The 20277-nt window shown below is 69.0% G+C and carries 18 protein-coding genes, 1 tRNA gene and 1 pseudogene; 11 read left to right on the top strand and 9 right to left on the bottom strand.

The annotated features are described in order from the left end of the window. Positions 1 to 154: 154 nt before the first annotated feature. Both trpE and ABLE93_RS07455 read right to left on the bottom strand, forming a co-directional pair. On the bottom strand, positions 155 to 1624 hold the full coding sequence (trpE, locus tag ABLE93_RS07460) for an anthranilate synthase component I (protein WP_348839353.1): 1470 nt from the start codon (positions 1622 to 1624) through the stop codon (positions 155 to 157). Between the two features lie 52 nt (positions 1625 to 1676). Beyond that, complete coding sequence (locus ABLE93_RS07455) at positions 1677 to 3572, bottom strand: peptidylprolyl isomerase (RefSeq protein ID WP_348839019.1); 1896 nt, start codon at positions 3570 to 3572, stop codon at positions 1677 to 1679. Positions 3573 to 3730: 158 nt separating this feature from the next. Between ABLE93_RS07455 and tpiA the strand changes: the two genes are divergently transcribed. Continuing rightward, positions 3731 to 4480 (top strand): triose-phosphate isomerase, encoded by a 750-nt coding sequence (tpiA, locus tag ABLE93_RS07450; protein ID WP_348839018.1) that lies wholly within the window; start codon positions 3731 to 3733, stop codon positions 4478 to 4480. Positions 4481 to 4842: 362 nt separating this feature from the next. Here tpiA and ABLE93_RS07445 read toward each other — a convergent pair whose 3' ends face one another. After that, on the bottom strand, positions 4843 to 5307 hold the full coding sequence (locus tag ABLE93_RS07445) for an outer membrane protein assembly factor BamE (RefSeq protein ID WP_348839017.1): 465 nt from the start codon (positions 5305 to 5307) through the stop codon (positions 4843 to 4845). A 193-nt stretch (positions 5308 to 5500) separates the two neighbouring features. On the opposite strand from ABLE93_RS07445, the gene ABLE93_RS07440 reads away from it, so the two are divergent. The 6 genes and pseudogenes from ABLE93_RS07440 to ABLE93_RS07415 form a co-directional block, all read left to right on the top strand. Next, positions 5501 to 6052 carry a ubiquinol-cytochrome C chaperone family protein gene (locus ABLE93_RS07440; protein ID WP_348839015.1) on the top strand — a complete coding sequence of 184 codons (552 nt, stop codon included), beginning with the start codon at positions 5501 to 5503 and terminating at the stop codon, positions 6050 to 6052. Continuing rightward, on the top strand, positions 6049 to 6555 hold the full coding sequence (locus ABLE93_RS07435) for a YceD family protein (RefSeq protein WP_348839014.1): 507 nt from the start codon (positions 6049 to 6051) through the stop codon (positions 6553 to 6555). Before ABLE93_RS07440 ends, ABLE93_RS07435 begins: the two co-directional genes overlap by 4 nt. A 154-nt stretch (positions 6556 to 6709) precedes the next feature. Beyond that, positions 6710 to 7780: a phosphate acyltransferase PlsX gene (plsX, locus tag ABLE93_RS07430; RefSeq protein WP_348839012.1), complete on the top strand. Its 1071-nt coding sequence runs from the start codon at positions 6710 to 6712 to the stop codon at positions 7778 to 7780. Further along, positions 7777 to 8751 carry a beta-ketoacyl-ACP synthase III gene (locus ABLE93_RS07425; protein ID WP_348839010.1) on the top strand — a complete coding sequence of 325 codons (975 nt, stop codon included), beginning with the start codon at positions 7777 to 7779 and terminating at the stop codon, positions 8749 to 8751. Before plsX ends, ABLE93_RS07425 begins: the two co-directional genes overlap by 4 nt. A 210-nt stretch (positions 8752 to 8961) precedes the next feature. Further along, complete coding sequence (locus ABLE93_RS07420; protein WP_348839009.1) at positions 8962 to 9279, top strand: integration host factor subunit alpha; 318 nt, start codon at positions 8962 to 8964, stop codon at positions 9277 to 9279. 145 nt (positions 9280 to 9424) lie between these two features. Beyond that, positions 9425 to 9704, top strand: a pseudogene (locus ABLE93_RS07415) (MerR family transcriptional regulator); the annotation flags it as partial. A 2041-nt stretch (positions 9705 to 11745) separates the two neighbouring features. Here the strand turns inward: ABLE93_RS07415 and ABLE93_RS07410 are convergent. Next, positions 11746 to 12105 (bottom strand): septal ring lytic transglycosylase RlpA family protein, encoded by a 360-nt coding sequence (locus ABLE93_RS07410; protein ID WP_348839008.1) that lies wholly within the window; start codon positions 12103 to 12105, stop codon positions 11746 to 11748. Positions 12106 to 12357: 252 nt separating this feature from the next. On the opposite strand from ABLE93_RS07410, the gene ABLE93_RS07405 reads away from it, so the two are divergent. The 3 genes from ABLE93_RS07405 (at position 12358) to ABLE93_RS07395 (ending at position 14606) form a co-directional block, all read left to right on the top strand. Continuing rightward, positions 12358 to 12435, top strand: a tRNA-Pro gene (locus tag ABLE93_RS07405). A gap of 498 nt (positions 12436 to 12933) precedes the next feature. Then, on the top strand, positions 12934 to 13806 hold the full coding sequence (locus tag ABLE93_RS07400) for an MBL fold metallo-hydrolase (RefSeq protein WP_348839007.1): 873 nt from the start codon (positions 12934 to 12936) through the stop codon (positions 13804 to 13806). Between the two features lie 59 nt (positions 13807 to 13865). Further along, positions 13866 to 14606: a hypothetical protein gene (locus ABLE93_RS07395; RefSeq protein WP_348839006.1), complete on the top strand. Its 741-nt coding sequence runs from the start codon at positions 13866 to 13868 to the stop codon at positions 14604 to 14606. Between the two features lie 13 nt (positions 14607 to 14619). On the opposite strand, the gene tsaA is transcribed toward ABLE93_RS07395, so the two are convergent. Next, positions 14620 to 15084, bottom strand: coding sequence for a tRNA (N6-threonylcarbamoyladenosine(37)-N6)-methyltransferase TrmO (tsaA, locus tag ABLE93_RS07390; RefSeq protein ID WP_348839005.1), 465 nt, complete (start codon positions 15082 to 15084; stop codon positions 14620 to 14622). Positions 15085 to 15208: 124 nt separating this feature from the next. On the opposite strand from tsaA, the gene mazG reads away from it, so the two are divergent. After that, positions 15209 to 16048: a nucleoside triphosphate pyrophosphohydrolase gene (gene mazG / locus ABLE93_RS07385; RefSeq protein ID WP_348839004.1), complete on the top strand. Its 840-nt coding sequence runs from the start codon at positions 15209 to 15211 to the stop codon at positions 16046 to 16048. A gap of 27 nt (positions 16049 to 16075) precedes the next feature. On the opposite strand, the gene hflX is transcribed toward mazG, so the two are convergent. From hflX to ABLE93_RS07365, 4 genes are all read right to left on the bottom strand, one after another. Continuing rightward, positions 16076 to 17401 (bottom strand): GTPase HflX, encoded by a 1326-nt coding sequence (gene hflX / locus ABLE93_RS07380; protein WP_510182987.1) that lies wholly within the window; start codon positions 17399 to 17401, stop codon positions 16076 to 16078. 188 nt (positions 17402 to 17589) lie between these two features. Beyond that, positions 17590 to 17844, bottom strand: a complete 255-nt coding sequence (hfq, locus tag ABLE93_RS07375; protein WP_024279016.1) for an RNA chaperone Hfq — start codon at positions 17842 to 17844, stop codon at positions 17590 to 17592. A gap of 150 nt (positions 17845 to 17994) precedes the next feature. Next, positions 17995 to 18852, bottom strand: a complete 858-nt coding sequence (locus ABLE93_RS07370) for a D-amino-acid transaminase (protein WP_348839003.1) — start codon at positions 18850 to 18852, stop codon at positions 17995 to 17997. Positions 18853 to 18864: 12 nt separating this feature from the next. Then, positions 18865 to 20277: a hypothetical protein gene (locus ABLE93_RS07365; RefSeq protein WP_348839002.1), complete on the bottom strand. Its 1413-nt coding sequence runs from the start codon at positions 20275 to 20277 to the stop codon at positions 18865 to 18867.

Below are 20277 nucleotides of genomic sequence, written 5' to 3'. Positions count from 1 at the left end.
CGAAGCGGGCGATACCGAAGAGCGCTGGATCAAGAAGCGCCTGCGCGATCTCTCTGCGCTGGGCCCCGGCTCGCATTCCGCTGACGCTGCATGCGTCCGGGGCGCGAGGCTGCTCCAGCTTCACCATCGCTCGCGACGCGTCATCTCCATCCCCTCACTGCCCCTTCCCGGCGCGTGCTGCGAAGCGCACCGCCTCCTCGCCGGCGCGAAACAGGGCCTTGGCCTTGTTCACGCATTCCTGCTGCTCGCTCTCCGGCACGCTGTCATAGACGATGCCGGCGCCGGCCTGCACATACATGCGGCCGTCCTTGACGATGGCGGTGCGCAGCACGATGCAGGTGTCCATCTCGCCGTTGGCCCCGAAATAGCCGATGGCGCCGGCATAGATGCCGCGCTTGTCCTTCTCCAGCTCGTCGATGATCTGCATGGCCCGCACTTTCGGCGCGCCCGAGACCGTGCCGGCGGGAAAGCCCGCGGCCAGCGCGTCGATGGCGTCGAAGCGGCGGTCCAGCGTGCCCTCCACGTTGGAGACGATGTGCATCACTTGGCTGTAGCGCTCGATGAAGAAGGAATCCGTCACCTTCACCGTGCCCATCTGGGAGACCCGGCCGGCGTCGTTGCGGCCGAGGTCGAGCAGCATGAGATGCTCGGCCCGCTCCTTGGGATCGGCCAGAAGCTCGGTGGCCAGCGCCTCGTCCTCGGCATGGGTTGAGCCGCGCTTGCGGGTGCCGGCGATGGGCCGCACCGTGACCTTGCCGCCGCGTAGCCGCACCAGGATCTCAGGTGAGGAGCACACCACCGAGAAGCCGTCGAAATTCAGATAGACCAGGAAGGGCGCCGGATTGACCCGCCGCAGCGCGCGGTAGAGGGCGAAGGGCGGCAAAGTGAAGGCGCTCTCGAAGCGCTGGGACAGCACCACCTGGAAGATGTCGCCGGCGCGGATGTAGTCCTTCGCCTTCTCCACCATGGCGCAGAAGTCGTCCGCGCCGGTGTTGGAGACCTGCGAGACCTCGCCGTGGAACGGCTCGGGCGCGGGGTGGGCGATGGCGCGGTCGAGGTCCGCCACCACCTGGTCGAGGCGCTCCAGCGCCGCCTCCCACGCCGCGCGAGGGGGCACGCCGGCGGTGGCGCGCACCGGGGTGACGGCGGTGAGCTCGTCCTTCACCGCGTCGAACACCACCATGATGGTGGGGCGGATGAGCAGGGCCTCGGGCACGCCGATGGGGTCGGCCTTGGCCGGCGCCAGCTGCTCCATCTGGCGGACCATGTCGTAGCCGAGATAGCCGAACACCCCCGCCGCCATGGGCGGGGCGCCCTCGGGCAGCTCGATGGCGGATTCGGCCAGCAGCGCGCGCAGCGCGGCGAGGGGCGGCTCGGGGCAGGCGACGAAAGCGGACTTGTCCACGCCCGGCGAGCGGTTGATCTCGGCCTTGTCGCCGGAGGCGCGGAAGATGAGATCGGGCTTCAGCCCGATCATGGAATAGCGCCCGCGCGCCTGGCCGCCTTCCACCGATTCGAGGAGAAAGGCGTTCGGCGCGTCGCCGGCGAGCTTGAGGAAGGCGGAGACCGGGGTCTCGAGGTCCGCGACGAGGGTGGTGGTGACCACCTGCGCCTCGCCCCGCATATAGCGCGAGGCGAACAGCTCGAAGTCGGTGGGGGCGTTCACGGCGCGCGCCTCAATTGGCCGCGCCGGCGCCGACCGCCTGGGCGAACAGCTTGTCGTTGATCTTGACGCCCAGCTCGTTCTGCACGGCGGCGACATATTGCACCAGCACGTCGTTCTCCAGCTGGCGCGACAGCTCGGAGGCGACGCGGGCGGTGTCGGGCGCGGCGTCGGGCACCGTCACCTTGGTCACCTCGAACACGATGCGGTCCGGCTCGGTGGTGGCGAGGGCGACGCCGAAGCCGCCTTCCTTCACGTCGAACACGGCGGCGACGCTCTCGGCCGAGAACGGGCCCTCCGCCCGGCCGCGACGCAGGTTCTCGGCGATCTGGAGCGGCAGGTCCGCCTCGGCGGCAACCTGGGCCAGAGCCGTGCCGGACTTAGCCTTGTCCAGCAGCTCCTTGGCCTTGGCCTCGATGGCCTTCTCCGTCTCCGCCTCGGTCCAGCGGGTGGTGACGGCGGCCTTGGCCTCCTCGAAGGTGCGCTCGCGGGCGGGGGTGACGGCATTGGTCTCGTACCACACGAAACCGCCGCTCTGGGGCAGCTGCACCGTGTCGGTCTCGACGCCCGGCTGGGCGGCGAAGGCGCCGGAGATGACCTCGCTGCCGCCCGGGACCTCCACCGGCTCGCCGGCCGGGTTGCGGCCGGAGCGGTCGACGGCGTCGAAGGTGGTCAGCTTGAGGCCGAGCTTCTGCGCCGTCTCGGCGAGGGTGGAGCCGGACGCGCGCTCGTCTTCCACTTTGTCGTGCATGTCGAGCAGGGCGCGCTTGGCGCGGTCGAGCTTGAGGTCTGCGACGATCTGGTCCTTCACCTCCTCGAACGGCTTGTGGGCGCCGGGGACGATGCGGGTGACGTGCACGAGAACGGTGCCGAAGCGCCCTTCCAAGGGTGCGCTCACCGCGCCCTCCGGAAGCGAGAAGGCCGCCGCGGCGATGGTCGGGTCGAGGATGGCGGAACGTGCCACGAGTCCGAGGTCGGTGTCCTTGGCGGTCAGGCCGCGGGCCGCGGCGATGTCGGCGAACGTGGCGCCGGCCTTGATCTTCTCATCGGCGGCAGTGGCATCGGCAGGATTGGTGAAGACGATCTGCTGCACCTCGCGCTGCTCCGGCGTGCCGTAGCGCGACAGGGTGCGGTCATAATCGGCCTTCGCCTCGGCATCGCTCACCGTCTCGGTGGCGGCGATGGCGGCCGGCGTGAGGGCCAGAACCGTGAACTTGCGGTATTCAGGTGCCCGGAATGCCACCTTGTGGGCGTCGAAATAGGTCTTGAGCGCCTCGTCGGTGGGGGCGGGGAGGGTGCCGGCGGCCGCCGGCGTCACCCGCACGTAGGAGGCATTGCGCGTCTCGCCCTCGAAGCGGGTGACGGCGTCGAGCAGCACCTGCGGCACCGAGACGCCGGCGCCGAGGCTCTGCAGCAGCTGGTCGCGCACGGCGCGCTGCTTCTCGGCGGCGACGAAGCGCTGCTCGGTCAGGCCGTTCGAGCGCAGGAGCTGCTGGAAATAGGCCGGATCGAAGGTGCTCGACCCCTGCGGCCGGAAGCTCGGATTGGCGGCGATGTCAGCGGCGATCTGCTCGTCGGACACCGCGAGGGCGAGGCGGGCGGCCTCCGCATCCAGCGTCGCGTCGGCGATCATCTGGTTGAGGATCTGCCGGTCCAGGCCGAAGGCCCGCGCCTGCTCCGGCGTGATCGCCCGGCCGGCCCGGCGGCTGATCTGCTGGAGCTGGTCGAGATATTGCTGGCGGAACGCCTGGGCGGATATCTCCGTGCCGCCGACGCTCGCCACCGCGCTCGCGCCCATGCCGCGGAACACGTCGGCGATTCCCCACACCAGGAAGCTGAGGGTGAGGACGACGAGGAAAATCTTGGCGATCCAGCCGGAGGCGCCCTTGCGGAGTGTCTGAAGGACCATCGTTCATTCGTTCAAGAGGCGCCGGAGGCCGGCGCGGAAGGCGCGCATCATAGGGAGGGGCCGGTGGCCCCGCAACGGCGCGTGGTCGCACCCCTTTTCAGCCGGCGCGCGGCTCTGGTACGTGAGCTTGAGAGCGAGAGCAACATCGGAGGAATGCCATGCCGGCCCGGCGCCGCACCCTGATCGCGGGCAATTGGAAGATGAATGGCCTGCGTCAGGCGAAGGCGGAGCTGCGCGCGGTGGCGGCGGGCATGGGCGGGGTCGGTGCCGAACTGATGCTCTGCCCGCCTTTCACGCTGATCGCCGCCTTCGCCGCCGACGTGGCCGGCACCAGCCTGATGATCGGCGGCCAGGACTGCCACGCGGCCGAAAGCGGCGCCCACACCGGCGATGTCGCCGCCGAAATGCTGAAGGACGCCGGCGCCGTGGCGGTGATTCTCGGCCATTCCGAGCGCCGGGCCGACCACCGCGAGGGCGATGCCGTGGTCAAGGCCAAGGTGAAGGCGGCCTGGCGCGCCGGCCTTTTGCCCGTGGTCTGCGTCGGCGAGACGCTGGACGAGCGCGACGCCGGCGAGGCCGCGGCCGTGGTCACGCGCCAGCTCCGCCAGTCGGTGCCGGACGGCGCGACCGCCGACACCCTCGTCGTGGCATATGAGCCCATCTGGGCCATCGGCACCGGCCGCACCCCCACCACCGACGACGTGGCGCAGATCCACGGCGCCATCCGCCACCTGCTCGCCGAGCGCTTCGGCGCCGAGGCAGAGGGCATCCGCATCCTCTACGGCGGTTCGGTGAAACCGGACAATGCGGCGGCGCTGCTGGCGACGGCGGATGTGGACGGCGCGCTGGTGGGCGGGGCCAGCCTGAAAGCCGCCGACTTCCTCGCCATCGCCCGCGCGGCCCCCTGAAGGGGCGCGGACCGGCCCATGGGCCCTCCGGTCAAGCCGGAGGACCGATCTCCAATCCCCCGTGTGCTCCGGCCTGACCGGAGCACCCATCTCTCTGCCGAGAGCCAGTGCCCGGTCGTGGCATGGGCCCTCCGGTTAAGCCGGAGGGCGACAGCGGGATAAGAGGCGGCGAGGGGATAAGTGGCGGAGATCGGGTGAAAGAGCGCGAAACGGGGGAACGCTGTCCATCCCTGCGCCAGCCAAGCAACCGCCGTAGTGCTCCGGCTTGACCGGAGCACCCATCTCTCCGCCGAGAGCCAGTGCCCGGTCGTGGCATGGGCCCTCCGGTCAAGCCGGAGGGCGACGGCTGCAAAGCGTGGCGCTCAGAACGTGATGAGGCCGATCATCTGGCGGACGAGGCTCAGCTCCTCGCCGCTGGTAGGCGTCGTCTGCGAGACGAAGTCGAAGACCTTGCCGTCCTTCAGACCGTATTGCGCGATGCGGGTTACGCGCTTGTTCTTGTCGAAATAGACGGCCAGCACCTTCTGCTCCGTCACCTCGGGCTTGAGGAAGGCGACCCGCTGGGCGGTCTGGGAGATATAGAAGAAGGCGTCGCCGTTCAGCGTCGCGACCGTGGAGGGCGTGCCCAGCACGAGGAGCACCTGCTCCTGGCTCGATCCCACCGGCACCTGATCCAGCGCGCCTTCGGCCAGCACGTAGCCGCGCTGGTAGGTTCGGGTGATGCCTGAAATGCTGGTGCCGCTGCCGCCGACCATGTCGCCGCAGCCGGCGAGTGTCGTGGCGGCCAGCATCACCGCGGCCACCGTGCCGATCCGCCTGTTCCTCATCTCGCCTGGCGCCACGCGCATCCCCATCTGTGTCACATCCGATCCCCGGTCGTGCAGAGCCGCTCCGCTTCAGCTCCGGCCCGCCCGCCGGCGCGGCGGATCGGCTCCGCCCCTTGCCATGCGGGCGAGGGCGCGTTACGCCCCTTGCCGATCCCTTGCTCCCGCCGCCGGACCTGTCGCCCGGAATACGAGAATGTTCAACCTGTTCCGTTCCAAGGCCCGGACGAAATCGCGCGAGACCATCGAGCGCCTGTATGGCGTGATCGTGGCACAGTCGCGGCGGGCGGAGTTCTACACCGACTTCGCCGTCCCCGATACGATCGAGGGGCGGTTCGAGATGGTGGTACTCCACACGGTGCTCCTGTGCCACCGCCTGAAGGCCGGCAACGTCGAGGAGCGGGCCCTGTCGCAGGAGATATTCGACGCCTTCGCCGCCGACATGGACCGCACCCTGCGCGAGCTGGGGGTGGGCGACCTTACGGTGCCGAAGAAGATGAAGAAGATTGGCGAGGCCTTCTACGGCCGCGCCAAGGCCTATGATTCCGCCTTGGCCGCGGACGACAGGGCGGAACTCGCTCGCGCGCTCGCGCGCAACGTGCTCGAACGGCCGGACGGGGAGGGGGGCGAGGATCTCGCCTTCTATGTCCGCGCCGCGACCGAGCATCTCGCCGCCACACCGTTCGAGACCCTGGCCCGCGGCTCGTTGGAGCTTCCGGCCCCCGCCCGGCGGGAGAGCGCATCATGAACGACCTGCCCTATTCCCACCTCGTCCAGGTGACCGACCTGCCGGCCCATGGGCTGCGGCTCGAGCTGGTGCCGGACGCAGCAACTTGCGCCGGCCTCGCGCGCTTCGCCGGCCTCCTCGCCGTGGAGGACTTGAAGGCGCAGCTGCATTTCGCTCCGGAGGGCGCCACCGGCGTCCATGTCACCGGCCGGGTGACGGCTACGGTGCGCCAGACCTGCGGGGTGACGCTGGAGGCCTTCGATGCTCCCCTTGCGGAAGACATCGACGTCCATTTCGTGCCGGCCGGCACTTACGAGCCCCCGAAGGAAGAGGACGACCCGGTCGACCCGCCGGACGAGATCGTGGACGGGCGCATCGACGCCGGCGCACTGGTGGGCGAATTCCTCGCCCTCGGTGTCGACCCCTATCCGCGCAAGCCCGGTGCCGTGTTCGAGCCGCCGGCCGAGGACCCGGGCGCCCTGTCGCCCTTTGCCGCGCTGGCGCGGCTGAAGGACCCCGAGTGAGCGGCGATACCGCCGCGAGGCAGTTGCGATGCCGCCGCGAGACGTTATTGTCCGCGCGCCGAAGCGGCGGCGGCCGGCCGGGCGGGACTTCCCGCCGCGCGCCCTGCGCCGTTTCCTGTCTGCCTGCTCGTAAAAGAAGGGATACGCGCCCGAGATGACCGCACCCGTCCGTATCGCCCTCGACGCCATGGGCGGCGACCATGGACCCGGGACGGTCCTTGCCGGAGCGGAAATCTCCCTCGGACGCCACCCGGACATCGCCTTCATTCTCTATGGCCATGAGGCCCGCGTCCGCGAGGTGCTGAAAAGCCATCCCAAGCTCGCCGCCGCCGCCCGCGTCGTCCATACCGACGTGGTGGTGGGCATGGACGACAAGCCGAGCCAGGCGCTGCGCCGCGGCCGCTACAAATCGTCCATGTGGAAGGCCATCGACGCGGTGAAGGTGCACGAGGCCGACGTCGCGGTCTCAGCCGGCAACACCGGCGCGCTCATGGCCATGGCCAATTTCAACCTGCGCACCATGCCGGGCATCAGCCGTCCTGCCATCGCCGCCATCTGGCCGACCCTGCGCGGCGAGACCGTGGTGCTGGACGTGGGCGCCTCCATCGGCGCCACCGCCAAGAGCCTGGTGGAAATGGCCATCATGGGCTCTGCCATGGCCCACGTGCTCTTCGACATCGAGAAGCCGACCGTCGGTCTGCTCAACGTGGGCGTCGAGGAGATCAAGGGCGTCGAAGAGGTGAAGGAGGCCGCGCGCATCCTGCGGGAGGAAGGCGTTCCCGTCGCCTACCACGGCTTCGTCGAGGGCAACGACATCGGCGCCGGAACGGTGGATGTGGTGGTCACCGAGGGGTTTGCCGGCAACATCGCGCTGAAGACCGCCGAGGGCACCGCCAAGCAGCTCGCCTCCTATCTGCGCGCCGCCATGGGCCGCACGCTACGCGCCCGCATCGGCTATCTCTTCGCCCGCGACGCCTTCCGCGTGCTGAAGGAGAAGATGGACCCGCGCCGCGCCAACGGCGGCGTGTTCCTCGGACTCAACGGCATCGTCATCAAGAGCCACGGCGGCACCGACGCGGAAGGTTTCGCCGCCGCCGTCGACCTCGCCTACGACATGGTGCGCCACGAGCTTCTCGCGCGCATCGAAAAGAGCCTCCTCAGCCGCCGGCCGCCGGAGCCGTCCGAGCGCCGGCCGGAAGCCGCAGGAGCGGAAGGGCAATCGTGAGCGCCATCAGGTCCGTCGCCCGGGGCACCGGGTCCTATCTTCCCGAGCGCGTCCTCACCAATGCGGACCTGGCGCAGCGCATCGACACGTCCGACGAGTGGATCGTGCAGCGCACCGGCATCCGCCAGCGCCATATTGCCGCCGAGGGCGAGTTCACGTCGCATCTCGCCGTCAAGGCGGCGGAGCGGGCGCTGGCCGCCTCCGGCTGCACGGCGGCCGACATCGACCTCATCGTCCTCGCCACCGCGACACCGGACCAGACCTTCCCCGCCACCTCCGTGGTGGTGCAGGCCGAGCTCGGCATCACCCGCGGTGCCGCCTTCGACGTCCAGGCGGTGTGCTCCGGCTTCGTCTTCGCCCTCGCGACCGCCGATGCCTATCTGAAGACCGGCGCCTTCCAGCGGGCGCTGGTGATCGGCGCGGAGACCTTCTCCCGCATCCTCGACTGGGAGGATCGCGGCACCTGCGTCCTGTTCGGCGATGGCGCCGGCGCCATGGTGATCGAGGCGGCGCCCGCCGAGGCCGCCGGGACGTCCGGCCTCCTCACCAGCCACCTGCGCTCGGACGGGCGGCATCGGGCGAAGCTCTTCGTGGACGGCGGGCCGTCCTCCACCCAGACGGTCGGCCATCTGCGGATGGAAGGGCGGGAGGTATTCAAGCACGCCGTGGGCATGATCACCGACGTGATCGAGGACGCCTTCGCCGCCACCGGCGAGACCGCGGCGAGCATCGACTGGTTCGTTCCCCACCAGGCGAACCGGCGCATCATCGATGCCAGTGCGCAAAAGCTCGGAATCGCACCCGAAAAGGTGGTGACAACCGTCGATATCCACGGAAATACGTCGGCCGCGTCGATCCCCCTTGCTTTTGACCTCGCCGTGCGCGACGGCCGCATAAAGACGGGCCAACTGGTGCTTCTTGAGGCAATGGGCGGCGGATTCACCTGGGGGTCGGCCCTGTTGCGCTGGTAGGCGACATAAGGCGTTGACCGCGCTCTGCGCCCGCGGCTAGTTTGCCAAGCGCCTTCGGCAGCGCGAGCTGGGTAGCCGGAGAAGTGCGGCGTTCTATCCGTCACATTCGTGAAGCCTACTCTGTTAAAATTGAATGCGATTTCCGAGCGGGATCGTCGAGGGGGGCGCCTTCGGCCGGTTCGAGCGGGCTTTCTGGGGTCGGGGATAAATATGGCTGGTCGGACCGTAACGCGGGCGGATCTGTGTGAGGCCGTCTATCAGCAGGTGGGGCTTTCTCGCACCGAGTCGGCCCAGCTCGTGGAGATGGTTCTGAAGGAGATTGCAGACTGCCTCGCCCGCGGCGAGACGGTGAAGCTGTCGTCCTTTGGCTCGTTCGTCGTGCGCGACAAGGGCGAGCGCATCGGCCGCAACCCCAAGACCGGGCAGGAAGTGCCCATCGAGCCGCGGCGGGTCATGGTGTTCAAGCCCTCCAGCATCCTCAAGCACCGCATCAACGGCACCGAGGGCGACGGCTCCGACGACGACTGAGCCCCTCGGTCAGGCCTGGCCCGCTGGATGAACAGCCGGGGACAAGCCCTTCATCGCCCTCGCCTCCCTTTCCGCACGGCGCGATCGCACCTATGATTCCCACGTGGGTTCAGGGCGATTCGGTTCGGAAGAGGCGGGAGAAAGGGTGGGCGACGCGCGCGACACCGAGAAAGCTCCGGACGCCTTCCGGACCATCAGCGAGGTCGCCGACGACCTCGACCTGCCCCAGCACGTCCTGCGCTTCTGGGAATCGCGCTTCAGCCAGATCAGGCCGGTCAAGCGGGCCGGCGGCCGGCGCTTCTACCGGCCGGAGGACGTGGACCTCCTGCGTGGCATCCGCCACCTGCTTTACACCGACGGCTACACCATCAAGGGCGCCCAGCGCATCCTGAAGGACCAGGGCGTGCGCTTCGTGCAGGACCTCGGCGTCGACCGCGAGGTGGCGGTCATGCGCACCGCCAAACCGGCCGGCGGCGAGGGCGTGACCTTCGGCGGCCTGCTCGGCCTCATCCCGCGACGGCGGGGCAAGGGACGGGGAGGGGAGGACGACGGCCTGCCCGAGTTGCCCGAGACCGCGGAACTGCCGCTCCCCTTCCCCGACGCGGAAGCCGACCGCGATCTGTCGGCCGAGGCGCCGGTCGCCTCCATTCCCCTGCGCCCGGCCGGCCGTGGCCGGGAGGGGGCCGAGCGGCGCGACCCCGGTTTCGACGCCCCTGCCCCATCCGAACGCGGACGTCGCGAGCCGCCGCTTGGCGCGCCGCCGCGTCCTTCGCCCCCGCCTGCGGCTGCGGCCCATGGTGACCACGAGGACGACGACCGTTCTGACGATTACCCGGCTTCGGGTCACCGCGCTTTCGACCACCGCGCGCCCGACCACCGCGCCCCCGAGCCGCCGCGTGCGCGGCCCGCTCCGTCGCCAGCCTCAACCGCGCGACCCCCAGAGCGGGTCGAGCCCGTGCTTGCGGCGCGTCCGCCCCAGCGGCCCAGCCGGGGCCCGGCGGCGCGGTTGTCCCGCGGCGATGACGACACGGCGTATCTGCCGCCGGACGCCGAAGCGTCTAACCACGCGCCGGAGCTGGACGATCCGCTGCTGCCGTTCCTTGAGGAGATCCCGTCCGCACCGCAGGTCTCCGAACCCATCGAGGACCGGATCCGCCGGCTGAGATCGCTGGAGCGCCGCCCGCAGCGGCCGCACGAATGGCCCGAAGATGCATCGCCCGCGCCGCGCGGCGGGCGGCCTGACCGTCGGGATCCCCCGGAGCCGGACGATAGGGGACCGCCGGAGGAGTATGTTCTCGCCCGAGCGCGGCGTGCGGAAGCCTATCCCCCGCCTGAGCTTCGCCCCGAGTGGCCCGAGGAAGAGCCGCGGCACCGCCGGTCCCGCCCGATCGAGGGGGATGACGATGGCTTCGAGCCAGGCCGCCCGAGCGGGAGGCGCGATACGGCCGGCCGCCTTCTTCGGGACGGCGACTGGCGCCAGACGGATTGGGTGGACGCGGCGGAGGACGGCCCCGACGACCGCCGGCCGCACTATGACGATGATCCGGCTGAGGCGCCGCTGCCGCGCTATCCGGGGCGGCCGCACGCCCGCCGACCCGTCGCCGACGAATTCGCCGATCCCCCTGCGCCCCTGGCCGTCGAGCCGGAGTATCCCATGACCGAACAGGAACGGCCCAGGGCGCCGGCCCCGCGGCAGAACGAGGGCCGCCGGGAGCCGCCGTTGGCGGCACCCGCGCGGGCGCCGGGTCGTGGCTACGATCGGCCGGATTTCCACGAGGCGGACGCGGTGCATCGTCCCCTGGCACGGCCGGAACGCCCGGCTTCCGCCCGTCCCGATGAGGCTTTGCGTCGCGCTTGGGACGAAAGCTGGGGCGACAGCCCGCCGCAGGCCTTGCCGCGTGCCGCGCGCGTGGGGCCGCTGATCGGGCCGATCCAGGACGAATTCGACGAGGATCATTCCGCTCCCGTGCGTCCCGACCACAGCCCGCAAGCGCCGATGCCGCTTGCGGAGCAGCGCATGCTGGCCGAGCGCCTTGCCGGGCGTCAGGTTCCGCCCAACGCAGGCTTCCCCGCCCGCGAGGCGCCGCCGCCTGAGCACGGGCCGAGACAGGCCCCGTGGAGCCGCACGCCGCAGATGCCGGCTGCCGCTCCGGCCGCACCTCAGGACGAGGCGGCTGCCCGCATGCCCCGGGAGCCGTTGCGCCAGGGCCCGCCGGAGCAATATCTGCCCCCGCATCTTCGCTCCGAACCACGGGTGGTGGGGCAGGCGCCCATGGCGGCGCCGGTCCTCTCACGGGACGACGTGCACCGCATGCAGTCGGCACTCTATGAACTGGGGGAGTGCCGTCGGCTGATGGAAAGCATCCTCGCCCGGCGCGGCGAGGCGCGCGCCGGCGACTGACCCTTCAGGAGGGACGCGCGGTCAAATTTGCCGCGCGCCGGAACTCGAATGGGCGTCCGACGTGTTCAGTCGACCACCGCGAGCGTCACGCGCGTGATGCCGGAGCCGGTAAAGCCGAGCTCAGACGCTGCGGCTTTCGAGACGTCGATGACGCGGCCGCGGACGAAGGGTCCGCGATCGTTGATGCGCACCACAACGGTCTTGCCGTTGCGAAGATTGGTCACGCGCACCTTGGTTCCAAAGGGCAGGGAACGGTGCGCGGCTGTGTAGGCCGTGGGATTGAAACGTTCACCACTCGCGGTGCTGCGGCCTTGCCAGTAGTAGGAGGCGATGCCGGTGGAGGTGTCCGCGTTCGCCAAGCCCGGAACGGCCATGGAGGCCGACAGGGAAAGGGCGGCGCAGGACAGGACCACGCGAATCTTCATCCGATCAATCTTCCGTGTCATTGAGGAAGATCGTCGAATGACCGCCGAATCGGGCCAGAGTGTCACGATTTGCCGGCGAAAGGTTGGCCATTCACCCTACGGCATCACAATCCTGCCGCGTTTCGTCCTGTCAGTGTACAGCTCAAGGTGGTATCAGTATCCCGATTTTGAGGGATATGCGCCCCCGCGGTGGAGGAGGTCACTCAGGGGCTTGTCCGAGCCGAAGCGATGGTCTAAGGCTCGCCCCCACGTCGGAGCGTAGCGCAGCCCGGTTAGCGCACTAGTCTGGGGGACTAGGGGTCGGAGGTTCAAATCCTCTCGCTCCGACCATCCACCTTCCGATCATTCCCCACCACATCCAGCAAGCTCGATCGGCGCAAGCCGGTGTCGCGCGTCTCCGAACTCGGATCCTGATGGCGCTGCGCTCGCTCTTGGCGAAGCATTGCCAATTCCAGCTCTTGGGTGGGAAGGACGACATGCTCGGCTGAGCATAGCCGCGGCCGACGCCACGCTTCAGCCAGCCACACGCACGGTGGAGCCCCCTCGGGGAGCCGGCCGAGCACTGGCGGCAGCTGTTCACGCGATACTTGACGCGAATCGCCAGCCATAAACGCCTAGGAACACGAGCCAAAACCGCTTGCCTTTAAGCGACTTCAAGTTTCGCACATGACGCGCGAGCTGGACCTCTCAAGCGATCGCTGAGTGGTTCAGTCCTACTGAATTGCATGTCGACCCAGACATGTCGCATGTGACTCCGTCGCCGATTTAGAGCACCCTGCCGGGGAATCTGCGCCGACGGCGAAGCGGCGCGCAGAGAGACCGCTCGACATGCCCAGCGCCCCGCTGCTCAGCGAACCGCCCCAGCGCCTGACGTTCACAATTCTGGGCTGCGGCTCTTCCGGCGGGGTGCCGCGCGTGGGGCAGGGGTGGGGGGCCTGCGACCCGCAAAACCCCCGCAACCGCCGCCGCCGCTGCTCCATGCTCGTGGAGCGGCAAGGCCCGTCGGGCAAGACCGTGGTGCTCGTCGACGCTTCCCCGGATCTGCGCGAGCAATTGCTTGATCTTGGCGTGACGCATTTGGACGGGGTGCTCTTCACCCACGAGCATGCGGACCACACCCACGGCATCGACGATCTGCGCCCGCTGGCCATCCATAACCGTAGGAAGGTGGATATCTATTCGGATGAGGATACCTCCCGGGTCCTGCATCAGCGGTTCGGCTATTGCTTCGAGACGCCGCCTGGCAGCGGCTATCCGCCCATCCTGACCGACCACCGTTTCCGCGAGGGGCGGCCTATCGTGGTGGACGGCGCGGGCGGACCCGTGACGGCTCTGCCGTTCCGCCAGCACCATGGGGACATCGATTCCTTCGGTTTCCGTTTCGGCGACGTGGCCTATTCCAGCGATTTGAACGCTCTTCCGGACAACAGCCTGGCCCACCTGCACGGGCTGGACGTGTGGGTCATCGATGCGCTGCGCGAGACGCCGCATCCTTCGCACTTCACCCTTCAGGAGGCGCTCGATCATGTCGCGCGGCTGAGGCCCAGGCGCGCAATCCTGACCAACCTCCACACTGACCTGGACTATTCGGTTCTGGCGTCAAGCCTGCCTGATGGAGTGGTGCCGGCCTACGACGGCCTGAGTTTTCAGTCGGACCTGTCGGAGGCGGTCGACCGGCAAGCGATGGCGGACGGCGAATGAGACGGCTGCGACGCGGTGAGGTCACTTTTAAAGGTGAGTGTAAACAATTGTAGACAGTAGTGGATTTTGTGAATTCAGCCGGAGCGAACTCGGCCTTGCGATGGAAACGTATCTGGAAGCGCGAACTGGGGGAGATAGGAATATTCCATAATATCTCTTCTGCGTTCGGTGTGACGACCCGCTTTGCGATGCGCCGGCGCGTCCTCGGATCGATGTTCATGCTTGCAGCGGTGACGCTCGCCCCCGGCTTTGCCCTTTGCCAGGCGCTCGCCATCCCCTCCGAGACCACGCGCTGCGAGGGTCTTGTCGCATTCGCCGATGATCCCGATCCGGCGGGCCTCAATGTTCGCGGCGGCCCTTCGACCGACGCACCCATTGTCGGTGTGCTGAAGCTTCACAGCTTCGCGCGCGACGCCGTCGGCCGCGAGCTGCTCCAGGCGCCACGCTTTGCCATCCTCGGCAGCTATCGCGGCTGGCTGTTGGTAGACGGCTTTGCCTGGCCCGACCCGCCGGATGACCCATTGCCGAAGGGCCCCGGGTGGGTGCACGGCTCGCGCGTATCGGTTCGCAGCTATGGGGACGGTTCCTCGCGGATCTATCCGACCAAGGCTGCGGCGACCGGCGCGCCTGTGGACGGGCTGCGGTTTTCCATCCTCTCCTGCAACGGCTCGTGGCTTGAGGTCCGCGAACGCGTTTTCTCCGCCACTGCCAAGCCCATCGCCGGCTGGCTCAAGGCGCCGGACGCCTGCGCCGGCCAGGCCGAGCGCGCCCAGGTGGTCAATCCTTGTAGCCGGCGATGAAAAACAGGACCGGTCAGCGCGGTTCGCTCTTGAGGTCGATGAGCGGCGTGCCGTCGAGGCAATCGAGGCCGCGGACCTGCACCTTCAGGCCGTCTACCGCCACCAGCCGCACCATGGACGAGGCGATGGGATTGGGCCGGACGGGCGAGCGCAAGGCGAAGGTGCCACGGGTCGCCCCGTCCCGTGGACTTTGCAGGACCAGGTCTCGCCGGGCGCGATTCATCCAGTAGAGCACCTGCAGCACGGCGCAATCCGCTACGCCTTCGAGCGCGTCGGTCCACCGGGGATCGATTTCCAGCGTGCAGACCGGGCCCGTCTCCACGTCTCCGCGGCGCGGGCAAGCGCGGCGCTCGGTCCAGGGGGTTCGGATCAGCCCGATGAAATAGAGGCCGGCGTCGAAGCGTTGCGGAAGGGCCACCGCCTTCTCGCCGGAGCGGATGTCGTCGTCCACCGGCCCGGCAGGCGGGATATCGCGCATGGGCTGCCTCCCCTGTGATGGCACGGCAGCATAGTAGCCGCCGGCAGTGGGTAAAGAGACCTCTTGCCCCGCGCCGGATCCGCCGCACCGCGATAGAATGATGCCATCCGCCACGGAGACGACGATGGAATCCTCCCGCGACATTGCGCGCCTCATCGAGATCATGGCCGCGCTGCGCACGCCCGTCACGGGCTGCCCGTGGGACCTGGAGCAGACGTTCGCGAGCATAGCTCCCTACACCATCGAGGAAGCCTACGAGGTGACCGAAGCCATCGCCCGCGGCGACATGCCCGATCTCAAGGACGAATTGGGCGACCTGCTGCTCCAGGTGGTGTTTCACGCCCGCATGGCGGAAGAAGAGGGCGCGTTCGCCTTCCCAGACGTGGTCGAAGCGATCACCGCCAAGCTGGTGCGCCGTCACCCCCACGTCTTCGGTTCGGCCCGCGATCTCTCCCCCGAAGCGGTCAAGGGGCTTTGGGCGGAGATCAAGGCGCAGGAGAAGGCCGCGCGGGCCGCGGCGCGGGCCGCTGCCGGGCAGCCGCCACAGAAGGCCGAGGCCGGCGCGCTGGCGGGGGTTCCCCTGCCCCTCCCCGCCCTCACCCGTGCCCTTAAACTGCAGGAGAAAGCGAGCCGCGTCGGGTTCGACTGGAATGATGCGCGGCAGGTGCTTGCCAAGATCCGGGAGGAGACCGAGGAGGTGGCTGAGGCACTGGACAAGGGCGGCACCGATGCCATCCGCGACGAAATCGGCGACCTCCTGTTCGCCGTGGTGAACCTCGCCCGCCATGCCGGGGTGGACCCCGAGCGCGCGCTGCGCGGCACCAACGACAAATTCACCCGGCGTTTCGGCCATGTGGAGGAAGTGCTCGCCGAAGCCGGGCGACGGCCCGACGAGGCGAGCCTCGATGAGATGGAGGCCCTGTGGCAGGCCGCCAAGCACAAGGAACGCGCCCCCACGGAGTGACCCCGGGCGGACGGCTCTTACCGTGGGTCACATGGCCTGGACGCGGCGGGCGCCGAAGCGGCGGGTGATGAGGCCGGCCCGCTCCGGCGGAATGCGCAGCGCCACGGTCATGGCGCCGCCTTCGTCCGTCGTCCGGTCCAGAACCTCGCCGTGACGATAGAGCCAGCCGAGCCCCTCTCCATCTTCCGCCGCGAGCGTGACGCAGACCGTCACCCGGCCGGCGGTGATGCGCCGCTCCATGACGCCGAGGAGGTCGTCGGTGCCCTCCCCCGTCAGGGCCGACACCGCCACCGGTGCTCCCGCGCCGGCGCGGCGGGTCTGGTTCTCCACCTGCTCGTGCGCTTCAGCCGAGAGGCGGTCGATCTTGTTCCACACCTCCACCACACGGCCACCCGGCTGGGGGTCGACGCCGAGGTCCTCCAGGACGTCCGCCACGTCCGCCGCCTGCGCCTCGGTGTCGGGGTGCGAGATGTCGCGCACATGCAGGATCAGGTCCGCCTCCAGCACCTCCTCGAGCGTGGCACGGAAGGCGGCCACCAGCTGGGTCGGCAGTTCGGAAATGAAGCCCACCGTATCGGACAGGATGATGCGGGTGCCATGGGGCAGATCCACCGCCCGCAGGGTCGGATCGAGAGTGGCGAACAGCAGGTCCTTCGCCATCACCTCGGCGCGGGTCAGGCGGTTGAACAGGGTGGACTTGCCGGCATTGGTGTAACCCACCAGTGCTACGATGGGGTACGGCACACGCTTGCGGCTGGCGCGGTGCAGGCCGCGGGTGCGCTTGACCTGCTCCAGTTCTTTCTCGATGCGCACGATGCGCTCACCGATGAGCCGGCGGTCCGCTTCGATCTGTGTCTCGCCGGGGCCGCCGAGGAAGCCGAAGCCGCCGCGCTGGCGCTCCAGATGGGTCCAAGACCGCACCAGGCGAGATCGTTGGTAATTAAGGTGGGCAAGCTCCACCTGCAGCGCGCCCTCCTTCGTGCGTGCGCGCATGCCGAAGATCTCAAGGATCAGGGCGGTGCGGTCCACCACCTTGGCAGCCCACGCCTTTTCGAGATTGCGCTGCTGCACGGGCGACAGTGCGGCGTCGAAGAAGACGAGGTCGACCGCCTCGGCTTTCACGATGCCCGCCAGTTCCTCCACCTTGCCCGTGCCGAGATAGGTCGCGGGCCGGATCTCGGAGAGGGTCACGATACCGGAGAAGACCACATTGAGGTCGATGGCGGCAGCGAGGCCGACCGCCTCCTCCAGCCGGGCGTCCGGGCCGCGGCGCTCGGGCTCCCCGCGTCGGCCCCGCTTGGTCAGAACAGGTGTGACCACGGCGCAGCGCACCACGGGCGCACGGCGGTCCACGCCCGTGCGCCCGGCGGTCGCGGGATCATCCTGCGGCGGATCGAGCTGGGAATCGGCCGGAAGGTGGCCGAGCGGAACCGACGCGGCGGTCTCGGGCGCGCTCTTGTCCCGGCCGGAAGCCTTGCGGCCCCCGGACCTTGACCTTGAACCCGCCCCGGACCCCTTCCCGCTGCCGTGCTCCACGCGGATTAAGCCTTTTCTCCCCCGTCATCGGTAGGATCGAACAATTGAACGGGATGTCCAGGCATGATGGTGGAAATGGCGTGCTTGTAAACCAGCTGGGAATGCCCGTCGCGGCGCAGCAGCACGCAGAAATTATCGAACCAAGTGACGACGCCCTGCAATTTCACCCCGTTCACCAGGAATATCGTGAGGGGAGTCTTGTTCTTGCGGACGTGATTGAGAAACGTGTCTTGTAGATTTTGTGTCCGTTCCGCCGCCATTTTCGTATCCGTTGTTTCTCGGCGTTGAGCCCACGGCGGATGCACGTATGCGTTGTACACCCTCCGTGAGAGTTAGGACGCTAGAATGGCACAGCCCCATGGCGGCGCAATATTATTTTGCTCCGCAGCATGGCGCTACCGTGAATGGAGTCAGACCACCTCGGAAAAGTCGTGGAATTTCAAACGCAACGCCTGAGCGACCGGTCCGGGGGTCCCCTTCCCTATGGTCCGCCTATCGATCCGCACTACCGGCATCACCACCGTGGTCGCCGCTGAAATGAACGCTTCGTCCGCCGCCAACGCTTCCGCGACGGTGAAGGGTCGCTCCTCCACGGTGAAGCCAAGGTCCGCCGCGACCTCCAGCGCCACCGTGCGGGTGATGCCCCGCAGGATCCCGCTGTCCGCCGGCCGGGTCACGAGGGCGCCCCCGGGCGTGACGATCCAGGCGTTGGTTGACGCGCCTTCCGTGACATAGCCGTCCGGATCGACAAACCAGGCCTCGCGCGCGCCGGCCTCGCGTGCCTGCTGCTTGGCCAGCACGTTGGGCAGGAGCGAAACCGACTTGATGTCGACCCGCGGCCAACGATTCTCCGGCACGGTGATCACGGCGACGCCCTGGCGGGCCAACGCTTCCTGGGCCGCGCGATCGGTGCGGCGCGCGGTGACGATCATGGAGGGTGGCGTGTCTGGCGGCGGAAACGGGTGGTCGCGGCGGGCGACACCCCGGGTCACCTGCAGATAGACCATGCCCTCGCGCACGCCGTTGCGCCGCACCACTTCGCGCAGCACCAGCGCCAGCGCTGCGCGGCTCATCGGGCGGGCAATGGAGAGTTCGCTTAAGGAGCGATCCAGACGGTCGAGGTGGCGGCGCTCGTCTACCAGGCGGCCGTGCCACACCTCGCACACCTCATAGACGCCATCGGCGAACTGATAGCCGCGATCTTCCACATTCACGCTGGCATCCCGGAGCGGCAGGTAGCGGCCGTTGACATAGGCGATGCGGGACATGGCGAAGGCTTCTCAGGTGCGCCAGACGGCGAGATGGATGAAGACGAAGAGGCCGATGATCTCGAGGCGCCCCGCCACCATGCCGATGCCCGCCACCAGCACCGAGGGGGCCGGCAGGGACGAGATGGCCGGCCACCCGCCGCCCGCCGCGTCATACACCGGCCCGGTATTGGTGACGACGGCGGCGGCGGCCGCCAGCGCCGCCTCCAGCGAGGGCAGGCCGGGGCTGAGGGCCATGACGCACAGGCCGAACACCAGGCCGAGGCTCGCCGCCCCCGCCCAGATGCCGCGCATGGTGGAGCCGACGCCGCCTTCCAGTGCCGAAGGCTGCACCAGATGGGGATAGACCAGGCGCATCAGGTCGCCGCGCAGCCGCAGCAGGATGGCCCTGAGCCGCAGCATCTTGAGGCCCCCCGCCACCGAGAGCGCGCCGCCACCCAGCAGCACCACGAGGATGACGAGACCGAGGGGCAGGCTGCCGTAACTGCCCTCCCGCGGGCCGATGCCACTGGTGGAGATCAGCGACGCGGCCGTGAACAGACCGTCCCGCGCCGCCTCCAGCGCGGGAAAGGCGTCCGCCTGGAAGAGGAGACCGCCGAGGACGATGCCCAGCACCGCCCACCATCCGATGATGAGGAGGCTTTCCATCTGCTCCGGGGCGGCATTGATGCGGCGGGTCAGAAGCGCCCGGTGCCAGCGCACGCTGGTCGCGCTCCAGATGAGGAAGGGCAGCATCAGCCATTTGGGCGCCGCGTCCAGCATCAAGGCCAGCTGCGCCTCGGGCGGCAGATGGGCGCCGGCAGAGACCACGGCGGTGGCGAGGGTGAACGCCACATAGAGGCTTTCGCCGCTCATCATCATCAGCAGCAGGGCTGCCGCCGTCGCGGCGAGATACGCCGGGGCGGTCTCGCGCAGCACGGCGGAGAGGTCCACCACGTCGAGCGCGGCTCCCCCGCGCGGCGTGCGGTCCGGCAGGCCCCCAAGGCCGGCGGGCGCGAGCACTGCGACCGCGGAAACAACCGTCAGCAGGCCGCCCGCCCATTGCAGCAGTCCGAGCCACACATAGAGGCTGGCCGGCCCCTGGTGGAGCGCGGTAAGGCCGGTGGCCGTGAAGGCGGAGAGCGCCTCGAACCAGGCGGCGAGCGGCGGCAGACCGGAGACGATGGCGAGGGAGGGCGTCGCCAGCAGCGGCAGCACCAGCCACATGCCCGCCACGAGGGCCACCCCGCCCGCCCGCGACATGCGCATATTGACGCCCTGGGTGGTGAAGCGCAGCAGCCCGGCGAGGAAGAGGCAGAAGCCGAAGGTGGCGGCAAACACCCCCGCATGATCCCCGCCGGTGCGCGCGGCAACCGCCATGGGCACGAGGGCGAAGACACCGATGGCGGCGATCCCTGCCGAAAGCGGACGGGCGGCGTTGGCCAT

It is taken from the genome of Xanthobacter pollutisoli, assembly GCF_040044995.1.
Lineage (GTDB): Bacteria > Pseudomonadota > Alphaproteobacteria > Rhizobiales > Xanthobacteraceae > Xanthobacter.
This window is presented reverse-complemented; position numbering and strand designations above follow the sequence as displayed.